20 protein-coding genes are annotated in these 16,944 nt (G+C 67.5%); 14 read left to right on the top strand and 6 right to left on the bottom strand.

Translation table 11 applies throughout. The features are described 5' to 3' along the window. Window positions 1-238 precede the first annotated feature (238 nt). The 7 genes from ACZ5M6_RS06380 (at window position 239) to uvrC (ending at window position 7,801) form a co-directional block, all read left to right on the top strand. Window positions 239-646, top strand: a complete 408-nt coding sequence (locus ACZ5M6_RS06380) for a hypothetical protein (RefSeq protein WP_464159946.1) — start codon at window positions 239-241, stop codon at window positions 644-646. Beyond that, entirely contained in the window at window positions 643-3,138 is a 2,496-nt protein-coding gene (locus tag ACZ5M6_RS06375; RefSeq protein WP_464159945.1) for an N-6 DNA methylase, read from the top strand. The genes ACZ5M6_RS06380 and ACZ5M6_RS06375 overlap by 4 nt, the downstream gene beginning before the upstream one ends. Next, window positions 3,139-3,636 carry a PIN domain-containing protein gene (locus ACZ5M6_RS06370; RefSeq protein ID WP_464159944.1) on the top strand — a complete coding sequence of 166 codons (498 nt, stop codon included), beginning with the start codon at window positions 3,139-3,141 and terminating at the stop codon, window positions 3,634-3,636. Between the two features lie 223 nt (window positions 3,637-3,859). After that, window positions 3,860-4,330 carry an NUDIX domain-containing protein gene (locus tag ACZ5M6_RS06365; RefSeq protein WP_464159943.1) on the top strand — a complete coding sequence of 157 codons (471 nt, stop codon included), beginning with the start codon at window positions 3,860-3,862 and terminating at the stop codon, window positions 4,328-4,330. A gap of 61 nt (window positions 4,331-4,391) precedes the next feature. Next, window positions 4,392-5,255 (top strand): alpha/beta hydrolase, encoded by an 864-nt coding sequence (locus ACZ5M6_RS06360; protein ID WP_464159942.1) that lies wholly within the window; start codon window positions 4,392-4,394, stop codon window positions 5,253-5,255. 31 nt (window positions 5,256-5,286) lie between these two features. Continuing rightward, window positions 5,287-5,733: a DMT family transporter gene (locus tag ACZ5M6_RS06355; protein WP_464159941.1), complete on the top strand. Its 447-nt coding sequence runs from the start codon at window positions 5,287-5,289 to the stop codon at window positions 5,731-5,733. 196 nt (window positions 5,734-5,929) lie between these two features. Beyond that, window positions 5,930-7,801 carry an excinuclease ABC subunit UvrC gene (uvrC, locus tag ACZ5M6_RS06350; protein ID WP_464159940.1) on the top strand — a complete coding sequence of 624 codons (1,872 nt, stop codon included), beginning with the start codon at window positions 5,930-5,932 and terminating at the stop codon, window positions 7,799-7,801. A gap of 7 nt (window positions 7,802-7,808) precedes the next feature. On the opposite strand, the gene ACZ5M6_RS06345 is transcribed toward uvrC, so the two are convergent. Then, entirely contained in the window at window positions 7,809-8,663 is an 855-nt protein-coding gene (locus tag ACZ5M6_RS06345; protein WP_464159939.1) for a LysR substrate-binding domain-containing protein, read from the bottom strand. A 94-nt stretch (window positions 8,664-8,757) separates the two neighbouring features. On the opposite strand from ACZ5M6_RS06345, the gene ACZ5M6_RS06340 reads away from it, so the two are divergent. The 5 genes from ACZ5M6_RS06340 (at window position 8,758) to pgsA (ending at window position 11,882) form a co-directional block, all read left to right on the top strand. Continuing rightward, a complete protein-coding gene (locus ACZ5M6_RS06340; RefSeq protein ID WP_464159938.1) occupies window positions 8,758-9,732 on the top strand; it encodes a sodium-dependent bicarbonate transport family permease in 975 nt (324 codons plus the stop codon). A 96-nt stretch (window positions 9,733-9,828) separates the two neighbouring features. Further along, window positions 9,829-10,455, top strand: a complete 627-nt coding sequence (locus ACZ5M6_RS06335) for a carbonic anhydrase (protein WP_152949671.1) — start codon at window positions 9,829-9,831, stop codon at window positions 10,453-10,455. A gap of 43 nt (window positions 10,456-10,498) precedes the next feature. Next, window positions 10,499-10,786 carry a type II toxin-antitoxin system ParD family antitoxin gene (locus tag ACZ5M6_RS06330; RefSeq protein WP_182713985.1) on the top strand — a complete coding sequence of 96 codons (288 nt, stop codon included), beginning with the start codon at window positions 10,499-10,501 and terminating at the stop codon, window positions 10,784-10,786. Continuing rightward, window positions 10,783-11,238, top strand: a complete 456-nt coding sequence (locus ACZ5M6_RS06325; protein ID WP_201464150.1) for a PIN domain-containing protein — start codon at window positions 10,783-10,785, stop codon at window positions 11,236-11,238. Before ACZ5M6_RS06330 ends, ACZ5M6_RS06325 begins: the two co-directional genes overlap by 4 nt. Further along, on the top strand, window positions 11,235-11,882 hold the full coding sequence (gene pgsA / locus ACZ5M6_RS06320; RefSeq protein ID WP_444572294.1) for a CDP-diacylglycerol--glycerol-3-phosphate 3-phosphatidyltransferase: 648 nt from the start codon (window positions 11,235-11,237) through the stop codon (window positions 11,880-11,882). The genes ACZ5M6_RS06325 and pgsA overlap by 4 nt, the downstream gene beginning before the upstream one ends. Here the strand turns inward: pgsA and ACZ5M6_RS06315 are convergent. Both ACZ5M6_RS06315 and ACZ5M6_RS06310 read right to left on the bottom strand, forming a co-directional pair. Continuing rightward, on the bottom strand, window positions 11,879-12,403 hold the full coding sequence (locus tag ACZ5M6_RS06315) for a retropepsin-like aspartic protease family protein (RefSeq protein ID WP_464159937.1): 525 nt from the start codon (window positions 12,401-12,403) through the stop codon (window positions 11,879-11,881). The genes pgsA and ACZ5M6_RS06315 overlap by 4 nt on opposite strands. An 88-nt stretch (window positions 12,404-12,491) precedes the next feature. Next, window positions 12,492-12,710 carry a DUF1289 domain-containing protein gene (locus ACZ5M6_RS06310; protein ID WP_054764949.1) on the bottom strand — a complete coding sequence of 73 codons (219 nt, stop codon included), beginning with the start codon at window positions 12,708-12,710 and terminating at the stop codon, window positions 12,492-12,494. 155 nt (window positions 12,711-12,865) lie between these two features. On the opposite strand from ACZ5M6_RS06310, the gene ACZ5M6_RS06305 reads away from it, so the two are divergent. Together ACZ5M6_RS06305 and ACZ5M6_RS06300 are read left to right on the top strand one after the other, a co-directional pair. Beyond that, window positions 12,866-13,018 (top strand): hypothetical protein, encoded by a 153-nt coding sequence (locus tag ACZ5M6_RS06305; RefSeq protein WP_007390126.1) that lies wholly within the window; start codon window positions 12,866-12,868, stop codon window positions 13,016-13,018. 115 nt (window positions 13,019-13,133) lie between these two features. Beyond that, entirely contained in the window at window positions 13,134-13,931 is a 798-nt protein-coding gene (locus ACZ5M6_RS06300; protein WP_464159936.1) for a crotonase/enoyl-CoA hydratase family protein, read from the top strand. A gap of 9 nt (window positions 13,932-13,940) precedes the next feature. Here the strand turns inward: ACZ5M6_RS06300 and ACZ5M6_RS06295 are convergent, their stop codons facing one another. The 3 genes from ACZ5M6_RS06295 to ACZ5M6_RS06285 are packed head-to-tail and all read right to left on the bottom strand — an operon-like array spanning window position 13,941 to window position 16,902. Then, entirely contained in the window at window positions 13,941-14,954 is a 1,014-nt protein-coding gene (locus ACZ5M6_RS06295) for an HlyD family secretion protein (protein WP_152949666.1), read from the bottom strand. Window positions 14,955-14,980: 26 nt separating this feature from the next. Continuing rightward, on the bottom strand, window positions 14,981-15,736 hold the full coding sequence (locus ACZ5M6_RS06290; RefSeq protein ID WP_152949665.1) for an ABC transporter ATP-binding protein: 756 nt from the start codon (window positions 15,734-15,736) through the stop codon (window positions 14,981-14,983). Continuing rightward, window positions 15,733-16,902 carry an ABC transporter permease gene (locus ACZ5M6_RS06285; RefSeq protein ID WP_464159935.1) on the bottom strand — a complete coding sequence of 390 codons (1,170 nt, stop codon included), beginning with the start codon at window positions 16,900-16,902 and terminating at the stop codon, window positions 15,733-15,735. Before ACZ5M6_RS06285 ends, ACZ5M6_RS06290 begins: the two co-directional genes overlap by 4 nt. Between the last annotated feature and the right edge of the window lie 42 nt (window positions 16,903-16,944).

The raw sequence follows: 16,944 nt of genomic DNA, 5'->3' as shown, positions 1-16,944 counted from the left end.
GATACCAGGAAGACCGTTCAACTTGGAGGCGCACCCGCTTTTTCCTTCTCGGTCACCAAGCGATGAAAGCTGGATCGAAGAGGTCGGGTGTGATACCCGTTCTCGAGAATGGGCGTAGGCCCCATTCTGGGGAGATGCCGTGCGTCTGGTTAGGCCGAGAGAAGTCCTTCAACTCACTGGGCTCACGGCGGATCAACTACGCGAGTGGACCGTCCGGCGCGCCCTGATTCAACCCGACGTGCCAGCCCAGAAGCGCGGCAGCGAGGCCAAGTTTTCTTGGCAGACCGTCCTCTTGCTTCGCCTTGCCGTTGTCCTGCGTACGCGCTTCCATGTCGAGCTCCAAGCGCACCGTGAGCTATTGATGGGAGCTCGCGAGCTGTTCGACGGGGCCTCCTTCCCGGCGCTATGGGGGACGACGCTGGCGATCTATGACTTTCGGCGCTGTGAGATTTTGCCGTTGCGCACCGTCGTTGTTACCGAGGAGGATGCGGTCCTACTGCGCCTAAACCGGCATTTAGAGGTCTTGTCCCAAGGCTTCGGCCTCCCCGATCCAGTGTCTCAGCTGCCGCTGTTTCCTGCCGTCCCGATCCGGAGCGCCGATCCGACCGACGAAGCGGTTCGCTCGATCAGGAGGGCCCAGTCGTGAGCGCCTTGCAGACGATCGAGAGCGAGCTCCGCAAGCTCGGCTATGCGGCGGACGCACTGATCCGCAACTACAGGTTTGCGGATGTCCTCTCCGCGGCCGGCGAGGAGCGGCATGTCGATTTGGCGGCGTTCACGCAGACCCCCCAATCGTACCGGTCAGCCGCCTTCGGCGTGATCAGCGGTGCTGCGGACGAGAACGCCATGGCAGGGCGACGCGCGCTAGGAGCACCAATCCTTTTCGCGATCGGACAGGAGGACGTGGGTGTGTGGCGCGTGAGCGCGCAGGGCGCACCACGGCTTCTGGAGCGGGTCGCCCTCGACGCCCTGCCGGACCTCTTCGCCCGCAATGCGGAGCGGTGGCGGCCACAGGCCGTTCATCGCGCCAAGTCGCTGGGACAGAACCAGACCGCTTACCAGCTCGATTTCGTCGATTTGGGGCTTATCCCGACGATCGAGCACGAGGTCGAGGAGAAACTCGACCGTCTGCTGGAACAGGTGATCGGGCGTTTGCTGGACGGCTCCAGCGGTGAGCGCGAGGAGGCGGCGTTCCGCACGACCTTCCGCTTGCTGGCGGCGAAAATCTTGCTGGATCGCGTGCACCCGGATGCCAGCTCCTGGTCGAATGCGCCCGTCAGCAAGGTGCTCGCCGGCATCGAGAGCTACTACAGTCTGGGCAGTTTTTCCGTGCCGTCGGCATCCGTAATTCCGGAGCCGTCGCTATCGGCCGCTTGGCAGCTGCTGCGCGACGCCATCAGTTTCCGCAACATCTCCTCAGATAGTCTGGCGTTCGTTTACGAGAACACGCTAGTGACGGCCGACACGCGCAAGCGGTTCGGCACCCACAGCACGCCGCGACAGGTGGCCGAGTACGTCGTCGGCCAGCTCGGCCTCGAGCGCTTCGACTTGGACGATCTGATGATCTTCGAGCCGTTCACCGGGGCCGGCACCTTCCTCGTCGCCGCGCTCAGGCACATGCGCGACCTGCTCCCGGAGGGCTTGGGCGGCGAAGATCGGCACGCTTTCCTCGTGCCGCGCATCCGCGGAGCTGAGATCGACACCTTCGCATGCGAGGTGGCGACGCTCTCGCTCATCCTCGCCGACTACCCGAACGCCAACGGCTGGAAGATCACGCCCGAAGACCTGTTCCGCCCGGGCGTGCTGGCACGCGAGACGGCGGCAGCCAGGGTGGTGCTGTGCAATCCGCCCTGGGAGGACTTCGAGGCGTGGGAGCGCGCCGAGTACGCGGACATGGCGGCCAAGTCGTTCTCCAAGCCGATGGCGGTGCTGCGCACGGTGCTAGAGGCCCGGCCGGAGGCGATCGGGTTTGTGCTGCCGCAAGGCTTCCTGCGGCAGAAGCAGTACGCCGGGCTGCGGCAAAGGGTGGCCGAGCTCTATGGCCGGATCGAGCTGACCTCGTTGCCCGACCGAGTCTTCCAGCGCGCCGGTTTCGAGGCCGCGGTGCTGGTCGCGAGCGAGCTGCGAGAGGAGAGCGGCTCGACGCGACTGGTGTCCACCGTGGTCGAGGATCGCGATCGGTCGGCGTTCCTGGCCACTGGCAAGGTTAGTACCGAGCGACGCCGCTCGAAGGTGGTGACCGGAGGCGAGCTCTGGATCGGGCAGCTCGACGAGCTTTGGGAACATCTGGACCGCTATCCACGCCTCGACAGGTTCGCCGACGTGTACCGGGGTCTGAAGTGGTGGAAGCAAGGCGACGGTCTCTCGAAGACTCCGCGCGACGGCTTCGCGCGCGGAGTCTTCAAGCCGGCGGACTCGCTTGGCCAATTCGAGGTCGGCGAGCCGGTCTATCTGAACATGGATCCGGAGGCGGCCATGTTCCCCGGCCCGCTCTCGCGGCCTTGGGACAAACCGAAGATCCTCACCAATGTCGCTCGCCTCTCTCGCGGGCCGTGGCGGCTGGCCGCCGCCTATGACGCGTCGGGATTGGTGGCGTCCCAAAGCTTCTTTGGCATCTGGTCGACGGATGCTTCCGTGCCGACCGAAGCCCTTGAGGCCATCCTGAACGGGCCTCTGACGAACGCCTTTCTGACCGAGCGAGCCTCGAACCAGCACTTCACGAACGAGCTTCTCAAACAGTTGCCGATGCCCAAGCGCCGAGGCTTGGAGGATGTCGCGGAGGCGGTCCGACGTTACCGAGAGGCACGGGCTGCCGCGCGGGCATATGGGCTGCAACCAGCCGGAACCGACGAACTGCTGAGCCGATTGCTGGTCGAAGTCGATGCGGAGGTGCTGAAGGCCTATAACCTACCGCCCCGGCTCGAGCGTAGGCTGCTGGAGTTCTTCCGCGGCCACGAGCATGAGCGGCGCGTCGGCCACACTTTCGATGGCTGGCTTCCCGAAGAGTTCACCGCCTACATTCCGTTGCATGAGTATATCGGGCCGCTGGTTCAGCAAAACCGCGGGCCATGGGCACTCGACGTCTTCACGCCGGCGCCCGAGGAAGAGGTCGCGGCGCTCAAGCAGTACGTCCGCTAAATGGACGTTTACCTGCTCGACACGAACCTGGTTTCGGTTTTGTACGACGCTAGTCGGCCGAACCATGCTGCCATTCGCCAGGCCGTGGCGGCCTTTGATGCCCGATCGCCGCAACTGGTGTCGGCCGTCACCATCGCCGAACTACGATTCGGACTTGCGCTGTCGCGGGCGGCGGGTCGGCCCCTTGCGCACATCGAGGCCTGCATCGAGCGAGCTGAGGAGCATCCGCTGGCCGAGTTCGGGCGCTACACCGCCGAGGCGTTCGCGCACGTGAAGTCCAGCGTGGCGCTGCACAGGGTAGATGTCAGGAAGCGCATCCCCCGCTGGGTCGAGGGCTGGACCGACCGGGTCACCGGTCAGCTCCTGCAGATTGACGAAAATGACCTCTGGATCGCGGCGCAGGCGGTGGAGCGCAACCTGGTGGTAGTGACCTCGGACCGAGATTTCACCAGTGTCATTGCGGCGGCCGTGCCCGAGCTAAGGGTGGCGCTGGTCTAAGGCTGCAGTCTGGCGTTTTCCGAGCCGCGATCAGGTCGAGCTCTAGCTTCGTGCCTCAATCTACTGGCGACCGCGCGGCTGAGGCGAGGTCACCAGTGTCCGCGCTCGGATGTCCGATTGTCGCTCGCAGACCAATGACCGGTCTTGGCGCAATGCAGCCCTGCTTCCTTTTTAAGGTAAGCCAACATCGCTCCCCCCGCCGCCCCGAACGACCGACACCCCCATGAACTGGCGCATCCACGTCGAACCCTTCACCCGTCCCCTCTTCTTCGCCTGGTCGCGCCTCACGCGGGGCAAGACGCTGGGCGTGCGGGCCGTGGCGACGGACGCCGGGGGGCGGGTGCTGCTGGTGCGGCACACCTATCTGAAGGGCTGGTGGTTGCCGGGCGGCGGGGTGGATCGGGGCGAGACGACCCATCAGGCCGTGGTGCGCGAACTGCGTGAGGAGGCCGGGCTGATCGCGCGGTCGGCGCCGCGCCTGGTGTCGATCCATTCCAATGAGCGGTTCTTTCCCGGCGATCACGTCGCCGTCTTCCTCATCGACGCCTTCGATCCGGGCGAACCGACCAGCCGCGGCGAGATCGCCGAGGTCGGCTGGTTTCCCCCCGCCGCCCTGCCCGCCGACGTCAATCGGGGCTGTCGCGCGCGGCTGGCCGAAATCTTCGACGGCGCCCCGGTTTCCGACCTCTGGTGAGACGGAAACGATCCGCCGATCCGTTTCAGAACGGCCAAGCCTGTTCGGAAAGGATCGTTCTATGCCCGTCTCCCGTCGCCTGGCCCTGATGGGGCTGGCCCTCGGCGCCCTCTTGCCCAATGCCGCTCTGGCCCAATCGCGCGGAGATCGGCGGCGCCGTCGAACGGGGCCGCCCGCGGCGACCCCGGCGCCGTCCCAGACCGTCGCCTTCGGCCCCGATCCGCTTCAGGCCTATGACCTCTATGCCGACCGGGGCGCAGGACCGGTCCTGATGTTCGTCCACGGCGGCGGTTGGTCGCGAGGCGAGCGGACGCGGGTCAATGAGCTGCCGGCCTATGCCCGCCGCCACGGCCTGACCCTGGCCTCGACCGGCTATCGACTGGCGCCCGCCGTCAGCGCCCGCGAGTCGGCCATGGACGTCGCCGCCGCCGTGGCCGACCTGAAACGCCGCCTGCCCGGCCGGCCGCTCTATCTGATGGGCCATTCGGCCGGGGCGCATCTGGCCGCCCTGGTCGGAATCGACCCCGACTATCTGGGCGCGTTCGGGCTGAGGCCGTCGGATCTGGCGGGGGTGATCCTGCTGGACGGCGCCGGCTATGACGCCACGGCGCCGCGCGGGGACGGCCGCATCGACCAGTGGCTGGGCCAGACCTATGACCAGGCCTTCGGCGACCAGGCCGCCGCCCTATCGCCCACCCTGCGCGTCCGCCCCGGCGTCGCCTATCCGCCCTTCTTGATCTTCCACGTCGCCCGGCGTCAGGATTCGGCCGTCCAGAGCCGGGGCCTGGCCGAGGCCCTGACCCGCGCCGGCGGCCGGGCCGAGGTCGTTCCCGCCCCCGACGACAGCCACATGACGATCAATCGCGGCTTCGGCGCCGCCGGCGATCCGGAGGGCGAACGCGCCGCCCGCTTCATCTCGGGCTAACAAAAGGCCGGCGGCGTGCTAGCCAGGGGCCATGAACCCGTCGCTCCTCGCCGTCATCGTCGTCGTCCTGGCCGGGGGCGCCACCGCCCTTCAAGCGCCGACCAACGCCAAGCTGGCGACCGCCGTGGCCTCGCCGGTCAATGCGGCCTTCATCTCCTTCGCCGTGGGCACGACGGTGCTGGGCATCCTCGCCGCCCTGATGCAGACCCGGCCCGACATGGCCGCCGCCCGCGCCCTGCCCTGGTACGCCTGGCTTGGCGGGGTCTACGGCGCCTGTTTCGTGGTGGCCGCCGCCTGGGGCGTGCCGCGCCTGGGGGTGGCCATGACCATCACCCTGATGGTCGGGGGCCAACTGCTGCTCAGCCTGATCCTGGATCATTTCGGCGCCCTGGGCGTGCCGCGCCAGCCGCTGAACCTGGGCCGGATCGCGGGGGTGGGCCTGGTTCTGGCCGGCGTCCTTCTGGTTCGCCGCTCGTAAACCCAGACCCTCTCCCGCTTGCGGGAGAGGCGCGTCGATCGCGCAGCGATCCAGCGACGGAGAGGGAAGTCTTCTTCCCTGAAGTGAAACTCCCCCCATCGTCAGCCGTCTCGCTACGCTCGACGAGCTGACACTTCCCCCGCAAGCGGGGGAAGGTCTGTTCCGCCCCTCCTTCCGAGCCCCTATATCCATTCCGATGACCGAGGAGACGCTCGATTCGACCTTGAAGGCCGCCGCCCTGATCGCCGACGAGGCGCGTCGGGCGCCCGACAAGCCGGGCGTCTATCGCATGTATGGCGAGGACGGCGCCTGTCTGTATGTCGGCAAGGCCAAGTCGCTGAAGAAGCGCATCGTCCAGTACGCGCAGGGGCGGTTCCACACCCAGCGGATCGGCCTGATGGTCTCCCTGACCCGGTCGATGGAACTGGTAGTCACCGCCACCGAGACCGAAGCCCTGCTGCTGGAATCCAACTTCATCAAGAAGCTGAAGCCGCGCTTCAACGTGGTGCTGCGCGACGACAAGTCCTTCGCCGAGCTGATGATCCGCAGCGATCACCGCGCCCCCCAGATCCGCAAGCATCGCGGCGCCCACACCACGCCGGGCCGGTATTTCGGCCCTTTCGCCTCGACCTGGGCGGTCAACCGGACGCTGAACACCCTGCAGAAGGCCTTCCTGCTGCGCTCCTGCTCAGACAGCGTCTATGAGACCCGCACCCGGCCTTGCATGCTGCACCAGATCAAGCGCTGTTCGGCGCCCTGCACCGGTCTGATTTCGCTGGAGGACTACGGCGAGCTGGTCGACGAGGCCGAGGCCTTCCTGCGCGGCAAGTCGCGGGCCGTCATCAGCCGCCTGTCGCAGGAGATGCAGGCCGCGTCCGACGCCATGGATTTCGAACAGGCCGCCCGGGTCCGCGACCGCATCCGCGCCCTGTCCGCCATCTCGATGGAGAACTCCGTCAGCGCCGACAGCGTGGCCGAGGGCGACGTCTTCGCCCTGCACACCGACGGCGGCCAGGCCTGCGTCCAGGTCTTCTTCTATCGCGCCGGCCAGAACTGGGGCGGGCGCGCCTATTTCCCGCGCGTGGACAAGACCGACACCGATCCCGAAATCCTGGCCGCCTTCCTGGGCCAGTTCTACGAGGACAAGCCGATCCCGCGCCTGATCCTGTCCAACGTCCGGCCGCACGAGCTGGAGCTGCTGGAAGAAGCCTTTTCGATGAAGGCGGACCGCAAGGTGGAGATCGCTCGGCCGATGCGGGGCGAGAAGCTGGCCCTGGTCGACCACGCCCTGACCAATGCGAAAGAGGCCCTGGGCCGTCGCCTCGCCGAAAGCTCCGCCCAGGGCAAGATCCTCGACGAGGTGTGCGAGGCCTTCGGCCTGGAGGCCCGGCCCGAGCGGATCGAGGTCTATGACAACGCCCATATCCAGGGAACCAATGCGGTGGGCGGCATGATCGTGGCCGGCCCCGAAGGCTTCCAGAAGTCCCAGTACCGCAAGTTCAACATCCGGGGCGAGGATCTGACGCCCGGCGACGACTACGGCATGATGCGCGAAGTCATGCGCCGCCGCTTCGCCCGTCTGGTCAAGGACGAAGAGGAGGGCGAGGAAGTTGTGCGCCCGGACCTGCTGCTGATTGACGGCGGCGCGGGCCAGCTGGCCGAGGTTCTGGCCGTCATGGCCGACCTGGGCCTGGACGACATCGCCGTGGTGGGGGTCGCCAAGGGACCGGATCGCGACGCGGGGATGGAGAAGTTCTTCATGCCCGGCAAGCCGCCCTTCATGCTGCCGCTGAAGTCCCCGGCCCTCTATTATCTCCAGCGGCTGCGCGACGAGGCCCACCGTTTCGCCAACGGCGCCCACGCCAAGCGCCGCTCGATGGACATCCGCAGGAATCCGCTGGACGAGATCGAAGGGGTCGGCCCGGGCCGCAAGAAGGCCCTGCTCCACGCCTTCGGCTCGGCCAAGGGCGTCGGCCGCGCCTCGGTCGCCGACCTGGTCAAAGTGGACGGCGTCAGCCAGGCCCTGGCCGAACGCATCTACGCCTTCTTCCATCCCCAGGCGCGGTGATTCAGGGCTAGGCGCGATCCGGCGCACGCTCCAGGCTTCGAAACACCTCCTGCGCCAGCAGCTTGGCGGGACCGCCCGAGCCGCGCGCCGACACCAGGGCGATCTCGCTGTCGTGCAGGGCGGGCAGGGTCTTCACCACCGCCAGATCGCGCGGCGCCATGGCGGCCGGCAGAACTCCGACGCCCAGCCCCGCCCGTAGCGCCGCCATCTGACCGGCAAGACTGGGCGAGGTGAAGGACGCCCGGAATCCGATCCCCGCCGTCTCCAGCGCCTGTAGCGCGCGCTTGCGATAGATGTCCGGCGCAGGCGCGATGATCAGGGGCAGCGGCGAGGCCTCGGCGACCGAGGCGTCCTGGGCCACCCAGACCAGCGGCTCGCTCCACACCTTCAGCCCCAGGTCGGCGCCCCCGGCCTCGCGCTTGACCAGGGCCAGGTCCAGCAGTCCGCGCGACAGCTGATCCAGCAGATTGGCGGTATAGTCGCATGTCACCGACAGCCGGATGCGCGGATGGCTGCGCGCGAAGGCGCCCAGTATGCCCGGCAGATGAACCGTGGCGATGTCTTCCGGCGCCCCGAACCGCACCTCGCCCTCGGGCTCGCCGTCGCTCAGGGTGGCGATGATTTCGTCGTTCAGCTTCAACAGCCGCCGCGCCTGGGGCAGCAGGGCCGCCCCCTCGGTGGTCAACCCCACCGTGGCGCCGCCCCGGTCCAGAAGCGGCGCCCCGAGCTGCTGCTCCAGGCGGCGCATCTGCAAGCTGACGGCCGGCTGGGTCAGGCCGCGTTGCTGGGCCGCCCGGGTGAAGCTGTGGGTTTCGACCACCGTCACGAAGGTCCGCAGCAGATCGATGTCGAGACTGGTCATGCCATAACTGTTCGTTATGCCGCACATCAAGTCAATAAACTGGCGCGTCTGGGGCGGGGCGGGCAAAGGGCCCGCACTGAGTGTTGGAGCCCCCATGCCCGATATCACCGCCAGTCTCGGACTGCTGTCCTCGCCCGCCATCCTGTTCTTCTTCGTAGGCGCGGCTGCGGCCTTTGCTCGATCAGACCTGTCCATACCGGAGCAGGTCGCCAAGGCGATCTCCCTTTATCTGATGCTTTGCATCGGCTTTCGTGGGGGCGTGGAAGCGCGGGCCGCCGGGCTTCAGGCCGACTTTCTCACCGCCGGGGCCATAGGTCTGGCGCTCAGCGCCTTCATGCCGCTCCTGGCCTTCATCCTGCTGCGCTGGACGTCGCGACTGGATCGTCCGACCCTGTGCGCCCTGGCGGCGACCTATGGATCGGTGTCGGTGGTGACCTTCGCCGCCGGTCAGCAGCATCTGACCGCCCTGGGCCTGGCGCCCGGCGGCTATATGGCGGCGGTGCTGGCCCTGATGGAGACGCCGGCGATCCTGACCGCCCTGGTCCTGATGCACGGCGCCGGCCGCGAGCCGTCGACCGGCCGGGGCGTCGTCCTGCGCGAAGTTCTGGTCGGGGCGGCGACGGTGATGCTGCTGGGCAGCTTCCTGGTCGGCCTCATTTCAGGCGAGGCGGGGCTGAAGAAGCTGGACCTGTTCGTCAATCCGCTGTTCCAGGGCGCCCTGTGCTTCTTCCTGCTGGACCTGGGTCTGACCGCCGCGCGCAGCCTGATGGCGGATCGGCGCAAGCTGACCTGGCCGGTGATCGGTTTCGCCCTCGGCTTCCCCGTCCTGTCGGCAGGCGTCGCCCTGGCCCTGGGACGACTGGCGGGTCTCGGACTCGGCGACGCGGCCATGCTGGCCGTCCTCGCGGGCTCGGCCTCCTACATCGCCGTGCCCGCCGCCATGCGGGTCGCGGCGCCCAAGGCCGATCCCGGCGTCTTCGTCACCACCTCCCTGGCCGTGACCTTTCCCTTCAACCTCGTGATCGGCATCGCCCTCTATACGGCGGCCGCAGTCTGGCTGTGGGCCTAGACGCGAGGCGAGTGGGGCTGGGGAACCGGAGAGGCGACGGCGATTTTCCCGTTTTCACCTCTCCCCCGCCCCGAGATTGGGTCCTATACCCGCCCCATGTCCGATCCGTCCAAAGACCCTCTCCTGTCAGGTTATCGCCGCTTCCGCGCCGAACACTGGCCCGAGGCGCACGCCGAGTACGAAACCCTGGCTGAAAAGGGCCAGAAGCCGCACACCCTGATCGTCGCCTGTTCCGACAGCCGCGCCGATCCGGCCCTGATCTTCGACGCCAAGCCGGGCGAGTTGTTCGTCGTCCGCAACGTCGCCAATCTGGTTCCGCCCTATGAACCGGACGGCAAGCTGCACGGGGTTTCTGCGGCCCTGGAGTTCGGGGTCAAGGTTCTGGGCGTCAAACGCATAGTCGTCATGGGCCACGCCCACTGCGGCGGGGTCAACGCCATGATCAACGGCGCGCCCGACGTCGTCGCCGACTTCGTGGCCCCCTGGATCGCCCAGGGGACGCCGGTGGTTCAGCACGTCGCCGAAACCGTCGCGCCGAACGAACTGGAGCGCGCCGCCGAAGAGGCCGTGGTGCGTCTGTCGATCCGAAACCTGCGCACCTTTCCCTGGATCGCCGAGCGTGAAGCCAAGGGCGAACTGGAGCTCAGCGGGCTTCATTTCGGAATCGCCGACGGCGTCCTGACCGCCCTGACTGACAAGGCGAGGTTCGAGCCGTTGGGGTGACGACCGCCTTCCCCGGCTCGCCTATTCTTGTTATGTTCACCCCATGGCCACCAACGTCCACCTGACCCCGGAACTGGAGCAGTTCGCTCGAGATCGTGTGAAGACAGGCCGCTATGCCAATATGAGCGAAGTGGTTCGCGACGGTCTGCGCCTTCTGCAGGATCAGGAAGTGGCGCGTCAAAGCGCGGAAGCTGCTCGACGGGAAGAACTGGCCCGGCAGCAGGAAGAAAGCGCGCGCCGTCAGCTGGCGTTCAAGGCCATGTTGGACCGGTGGAGCGCCATGCCCTCGATCGACATAGGCCCCTGGACCCGCGAAGAGCTGTACGATTGAGGATCGCCCTCGATACGAACGTCATCGTCTACGCTGAAGGGCTCAACGGTCCCGCACGACGCGCTGCGGGCAGACGACTGATCGACCGGCTTCATGCGGATCATGAGCTCATTGTCGCCGCCCAATGCCTGGGAGAGTTGCACCGCGTCCTGACCGGCAAGGCGCGAATGACACCCGCGATGGCGTCGGAGATCGCGGACAGTTGGCGACGCCTCGCAATCGTGCCCGCGACCAGCGAAGCCGTCGTCTTCTCGGCCTTTGAACTAGTCGCCACCCACCCGCACCAGATCTGGGACGCCATCATCCTATGCGCTGCCGCCGAAGCTGGCTGCGGCCTTCTGCTTTCCGAAGACATGCAGGACGGCTTCGTCTATCGAGGCGTCACCGTCGCCAATCCGTTCGCGGAGACGCTTCACCCCCTGCTCGCGTCCCTGCTGGAGACCCCGTCATGACCGCGCCCGCCCACCGCGCCAATCCGATCCCGAACATCCTGACGGGCATCCGCCTGTTCGCCGGGGTGGTGATGTTCGCCATGCTGGCCGGCGCCGCGCCGGGGGCGCTGGACGCCTGGCTGTCGCCCGAGACCCAGCTGAAGTTCGGCCTGTGGGCCTTCTGGATCTTCGTCATCGCCGCCTCGACCGACTGGGTCGACGGCTTTTTGGCCCGGCGCTGGAACTCGACCACCCGCTGGGGCGCCATTCTGGACCCGATCGCGGACAAGGTCCTGATCACCGGGGCCATCCTGGGGGTGCTGGCGTCCGGCTCCCTGCCGGGCATCGCCCTGCCCTGCGGCCTGATCCTGTTCCGCGAGTTCGCGGTCTCGGCCCTGCGCGAGACCATGGCCGGCCGGATCGAACTGCCCGTCACCCTGGCCGCCAAGTGGAAGACGACGGTCCAGATGGTGGCGCTGGCGGCCCTGCAACTGACCCTGCTGTGGGACGCCTTCGGCCTTCAGAACGAGGACGGCTCGCCCCTGTCCTGGCAGCCGGCCTTCGAAGCCTTCGCCGTCTTCCTGATCTGGTTCGCCGCCGTCATCACCCTGTGGACCGGCTGGCAGTATTTCCGCGAAGCTCGGCGTCAGATGCAGGATCTTTAGGGTCTCAGCGTCAGACCGCTGGGCGTCGCCTCAAAGGCCGACAGCCGCCCCAGATAGCTCATGCCCAACAGGGAATAGGCCAGCCCATCTTCGACCACCAGGGCCTGGACTCGCTCGACCCGCGCGCCTGCGACCGAGACCGCCGCCAGTTCGACGGGCGCGGCGCGGGCCAGGCCCGAGGCGGTCTGCACCCGCCCCGTAAAGGCGCCCGGCGCCGGATCGACGCCCAACCGTCGCGCATCGGCCCGCGTCAGGGCCACCACGCTGGCGCCCGTGTCGATCAGAACCCGCACGGCCCGGCCCTCGATGGTCGCCTGCGCCCAGTAGTGACCGTCCGGCCCCTTCACCACCTGGGTCGCGGTCCCAGAAGCCGGGGCGGGCGCGACGACGAGGCGTTCCGGCTGGGCCGCCGCCAGGGCGGGGTCGCCGCCGTCCAGGTGACGGATCGCCAGGGCCGTCGCGAACGAGGCCGCCAGAGAGGCGCCCAGCACGACGACAGACTGAAGATCGATACGGATCATGCCCTTTCAATAACCGTCGCCCGTTGGGATGCGGTGAAGCGACGTGGCTGACGAAGTCTTAAACGCCCATCCCCCCGACCCCGCCCCCTCAGCCCAGTTTGGCGGGGTCGATCCGGCCGCGCCGCGACGGCAGTTCCGCCATGATCCGCGTCCGCTCTTCCTCCCCCAGGGCGCGCCAGCCGGCGATCTCCTTCAGCGTGCGAAAACAGCCCAGGCACAGGCCGCTTTCGCCATCGACCGCGCACACCATGACGCACGGCGTGGCGATCGCCTTCGGCGGAAGCCGGGGCGGGCTGGGCGCGCTCAACGCGACATCTTCATAAAAATTGCTCCGGTTACTGACTTAAAAATTTGCATTTTGGACGGAGATGGCTATCTTGGTCATCGACGCGAAACGACTGATGGTGAGATCCCTAGGTACGACGCGTCTCTTTTCATCGTTCTGCGAAAGGAGACGCCAAGATGAACGATAAGGAGCGCAACCTCCAACACGCCATGATGTCCTTCGCCCTTTGGGGCGGGATGCTGGTCAACAGTCGGCACATGCCGTCTAACTCGGGACGGGCGGCCAGCCATCCGTCCAACTTCGTACCCTATACGCCCAAGAAACGCTGACGGCTTCGCGAGCCGGACGTGCAGGAGCCCCGGTCCCGACCGGGGCTTTTGCAATTCCGACCTTGCCTGACGCGACGGCGGCGGACGATGAGAGGGGGAACAAGGGAGACGACCCATGGGGCTGATTGCCGAAACCCGCCAAGGCGCGGTGCTGATCTGGACGCTGGACCGTGAGGCGCGGCTGAACGCCCTGCCCGACCTGGGCGACGGCGACGAATTCGCTGAGGCCTGCGCCCGCGCCAACGCCGACATGACGGTCAAATGCGTCGTCCTGACCGGGGCGGGGCGGGCCTTTTCGGCCGGGGGCGATCTGACCGCCATGCGCGACCGGCGCGACCTGTTCGAAGGCTCGGGCGCGGAGATCCGCACCCGCTATCGCCGCGTCGTCCACCGGATCGTCCGCAGCCTCTATGATCTGGAGATTCCGCTGGTCTCGGCCATCAACGGCCCGGCCATGGGCCTGGGCTGCGGCATCGCCGCCACAGCCGACATCCGCATCGCCTCGGACCGGGCCAGCTTCGGCGTGCCGTTTCTGAAGCTGGGCATCATTCCCGGCGACGGCGGGGCCTGGCGGCTGCCGCGCGACGTCGGCTACGCCCGCGCCGCTGAAATGCTGTTCACCGGGCGCAGCATCGACGCCGAGACGGCCGAGCGCTGGGGTCTGGTCAACCGCGTGGTTCCCCACGACCGGCTGATGGACGAGGCCCTGATCACCGCCGGTGAAATCGCCGCCCAGCCGGCCCAGGCCCTGCGCATGGCCAAGACCCTGATGCGCCAGGGCCGCGACCAGACCTTCGAACAGATCCTGGAGCTGTCGGCCGCCATGCAGGCCCTGGCCCATATGACCGACGACCATCAGGAAGGCGTCGCCGCCGTGCTGGAAAAGCGGCCGGCGGATTTCACCGGCCGCTGATGCGGTCCCTTACTTCTGTCCCGCCGCGCGCATGGCCTGGGCGGGACCGACGCCGGCGGCGACCGGACGGGCGACGCCGGCCTTCTGACCGGGCTTCATGAACTTCACCAGGACGCGCTGGCCGATCAGGAAGGGGGTGTCGTCGGCCGAGACCACGACCTCGACCACCCGTTCGTCGGTGCGGGCCGACGGGTCCTCGGATTGTAGCTGGCGGGCGCCGAAGACGGCGGCGCGGCGCAGGACGCGGCCCACCGAAATCTTGGTGGGATCGCCTTCGGGCGTCAGCTCGACCTCCTGGCCGACGGTGACGTTGGGCAGGTCGGCCTCGACGATCTCGGCGCGGACGATGCGGTCGGTCTCGGGCTCCAGGTCGAACATGGCCGTGACGTTCAGGGTCGAGGCGCCGGCGCCCGGCTGGGCGTAGCGGCGGGCGATGCGGCCGTTCATCGGGGCGCGAATCACCGTCAGCTCCTGATTATAGCGGGCCTCGTCCAGGCGGGACTGGGCGGTCTGGACGGCCGCGTTCTGGGACGCCATTCGGGCCTCGGCCTGGGCGATCTGATCGCGGGCCTGGTCCAGACGCTGGGCGGCGACGAAATTGGTCGCGGCCAGTTTCGACAGCCGCTCATATTCGCGGCGAGCCGTCGCCAGCTCCACCCGCGTCATGCCCAGCTGGGCGCGCGCCTCCGACACGGCGGCCGCCGCGCTCTGGGCCGCCAGACGGGTCTCGTCGTCTTCCTGGCGGGCCAGGATCTGGCCGGCGACCACCTTGTCGCCCTCATTGACGAAGACTTCGCGGACCACGCCGCCGCGACGGGCGGCGACCTTGATCACCCCGCCCTCGACGTCGGCCTTGCCGTTGGCGATGGCGGCGTAGGGGCTGTCGATCTTCTGGGCGGCGGCCTTTTCGACCTCGGCCTTCTTGGCGGCGCCGGCCTTGCTGAAGGCCATGAAGCCGACGACCAGGACCACGATCAGGATCAGGCCGATCCAGAGCCATTTGTTTTTGAGAAAGGCGGGCATGACGGTTCAGTCCGTTCGAAAAGAGCTTAGTGGGACGCCAGCTGGGCGTCGGGATCAGGGGTGCGGCGTTGATCGTCCAGAATCTTGCCGTCTTCGATGTGGATGACCCGGTCGGCCCAGGCTTCCAGGCGCGGGTCGTGGGTCACGCAGATCACGGCGGCGCCGTGTTCGGTGGCGGCCCGGCGCAGCAGTCGAATGACCACCTGGCCGTTTTCGCCGTCCAGCGCCGAGGTCGGTTCGTCGGCGAACAGGATCTGTGGGTTCTTGGCCAGGGCGCGAGCGATGGCGACGCGCTGCTTCTCGCCGCCCGACAGGGCGCTGGGCCGCTGGTTCAGACGATGGCCCAGGCCGACCTCTTCCAGGGCGGTGGTGGCGCGCTTCTTGGCTTCCGACGGCGACAGGCCCTGATATTTCAGGACCGTCATCACCTGCTGGAGCGCGGTCAGCGACGGAAACAGGTTGAAGCCCTGAAAGATGAAGCCGCAGTGATCCAGCCGGAACTTGTCGATCCGGCCCGAGCCGTATTTCCACAGGTCGTCGACGTCCAGAATATCGACCCGCCCCTCTTCAGGCTTCAGCAGGCCCGACAGATTGGCGATCAGGGTCGACTTGCCCGAGCCGGACGGCCCCATGACCATGGTCAGGTCGCCGTGGCGCGCGTCGAAATCGACGCCCTTCAGAACCTCGACCCAGCTGCGGCCCGTCTTGAACCGCTTGACCAGACCCTTGGCCTCGATGGCGAAATCGCCGTGCTTGCCGTGGACTTTGGTATGAACGCTCATCGCAGCAGGTCCGCAGGCTGGCTCTTCTTCAGGACGCCCAGCGACAGGAAGCCGGACACGAGGGCGATCACCACCAGCATGGCCGAGACCATCATCACCATGGTGGGCGGGAAGGACATGGTCAGGCCCGAGCCGGCGGCCAGCAGGCTGACGGCCCAGGTCAGGACGAAGGCCGCCAGGACCCCGGCGATCCCGACCCAGAAGCTGAGTTCCAGCACGATCCGCCGCAGCGACCCCATGGAGACGCCGAGCGCCCGCAGAGAGGCGAACTCCTTGATGTTCGCCATGATGGCGCCGCGCAGGGTCTGCCAGGTGATGGCCACCCCGATCAGAATGCCCAGGAACAGCGAGAAGCCCAGCATGATGGCGATGAAGCTCTCCTTCATCATCGCCCCCTCATTGGCCTTGGCCAGGTCCTGGCGCGTCCAGGCCTTGAACTGGCCGTTGGAGATGGCGTTCAGCTGGGCCACCACGATCGGGGCGCGCGAGGGATCCTTGATCTGGACCATCAGCGGCCCGACCCGTTCGCCGGTATTGGCCTCGCCCAGCATCCGCAGGGTGTCGCGCGACATGACGACCGTGGCCTGCATCATATTGGGATAGCCCTGGGTCACGGCCGCGACCCGCACGGTCTTGCCGTTATAGGTGGCCTGGTCGCCCAGTTTGACGCCCAACCGCCCCAGGGCGGTCTGGTCGATCGCCACCGCATAGGGCTGGCGCAGGGCCTCGACCAGATCGTCGGAATAGTCGACGGGCACCGTCACCGCGCCGGGCATGGCGTCGATGGTGGTGACGTTGACGAACTCCATCTTCTTGGCGCCGGGGGCGGCGGGCTCGGCGCCCGGCTCCTTGTCCTTGACGATGTTCTGCCAACGCCCGCCGGACCCGTCCAGGTCGGCGACGGCCAAGACCTCGGGGTGCTGATAGACCACCGGCATGATGCGCCGCGGCACGCCCGAGGGGCCGCCGTTGAACAGGGCCGTGGCCCCGGGGCTCAGGATCATGATGTCGGCGCGGGCGCGGTCGATCTGGGCCGTAAAGGCCTTGCCGATCCCCATGAACATGCCGACCTGGGCCAGCACCAGCAGGCCCGAAAAGGCGAGCGCCACAATGGCGGCCATGTAGCGGCGCCACTCGTAGAGCAAGGTTGATAATGCAAGCGACATGGTCGTCGATAAACCCCCGGTATGGGGTCTATCTGACCGGCG

Source organism: Brevundimonas sp. Br13 (assembly GCF_055391505.1).
The sequence above is the reverse complement of the archived record's forward strand: the minus strand, read 5'-3'. Positions and strand labels throughout refer to the sequence as shown.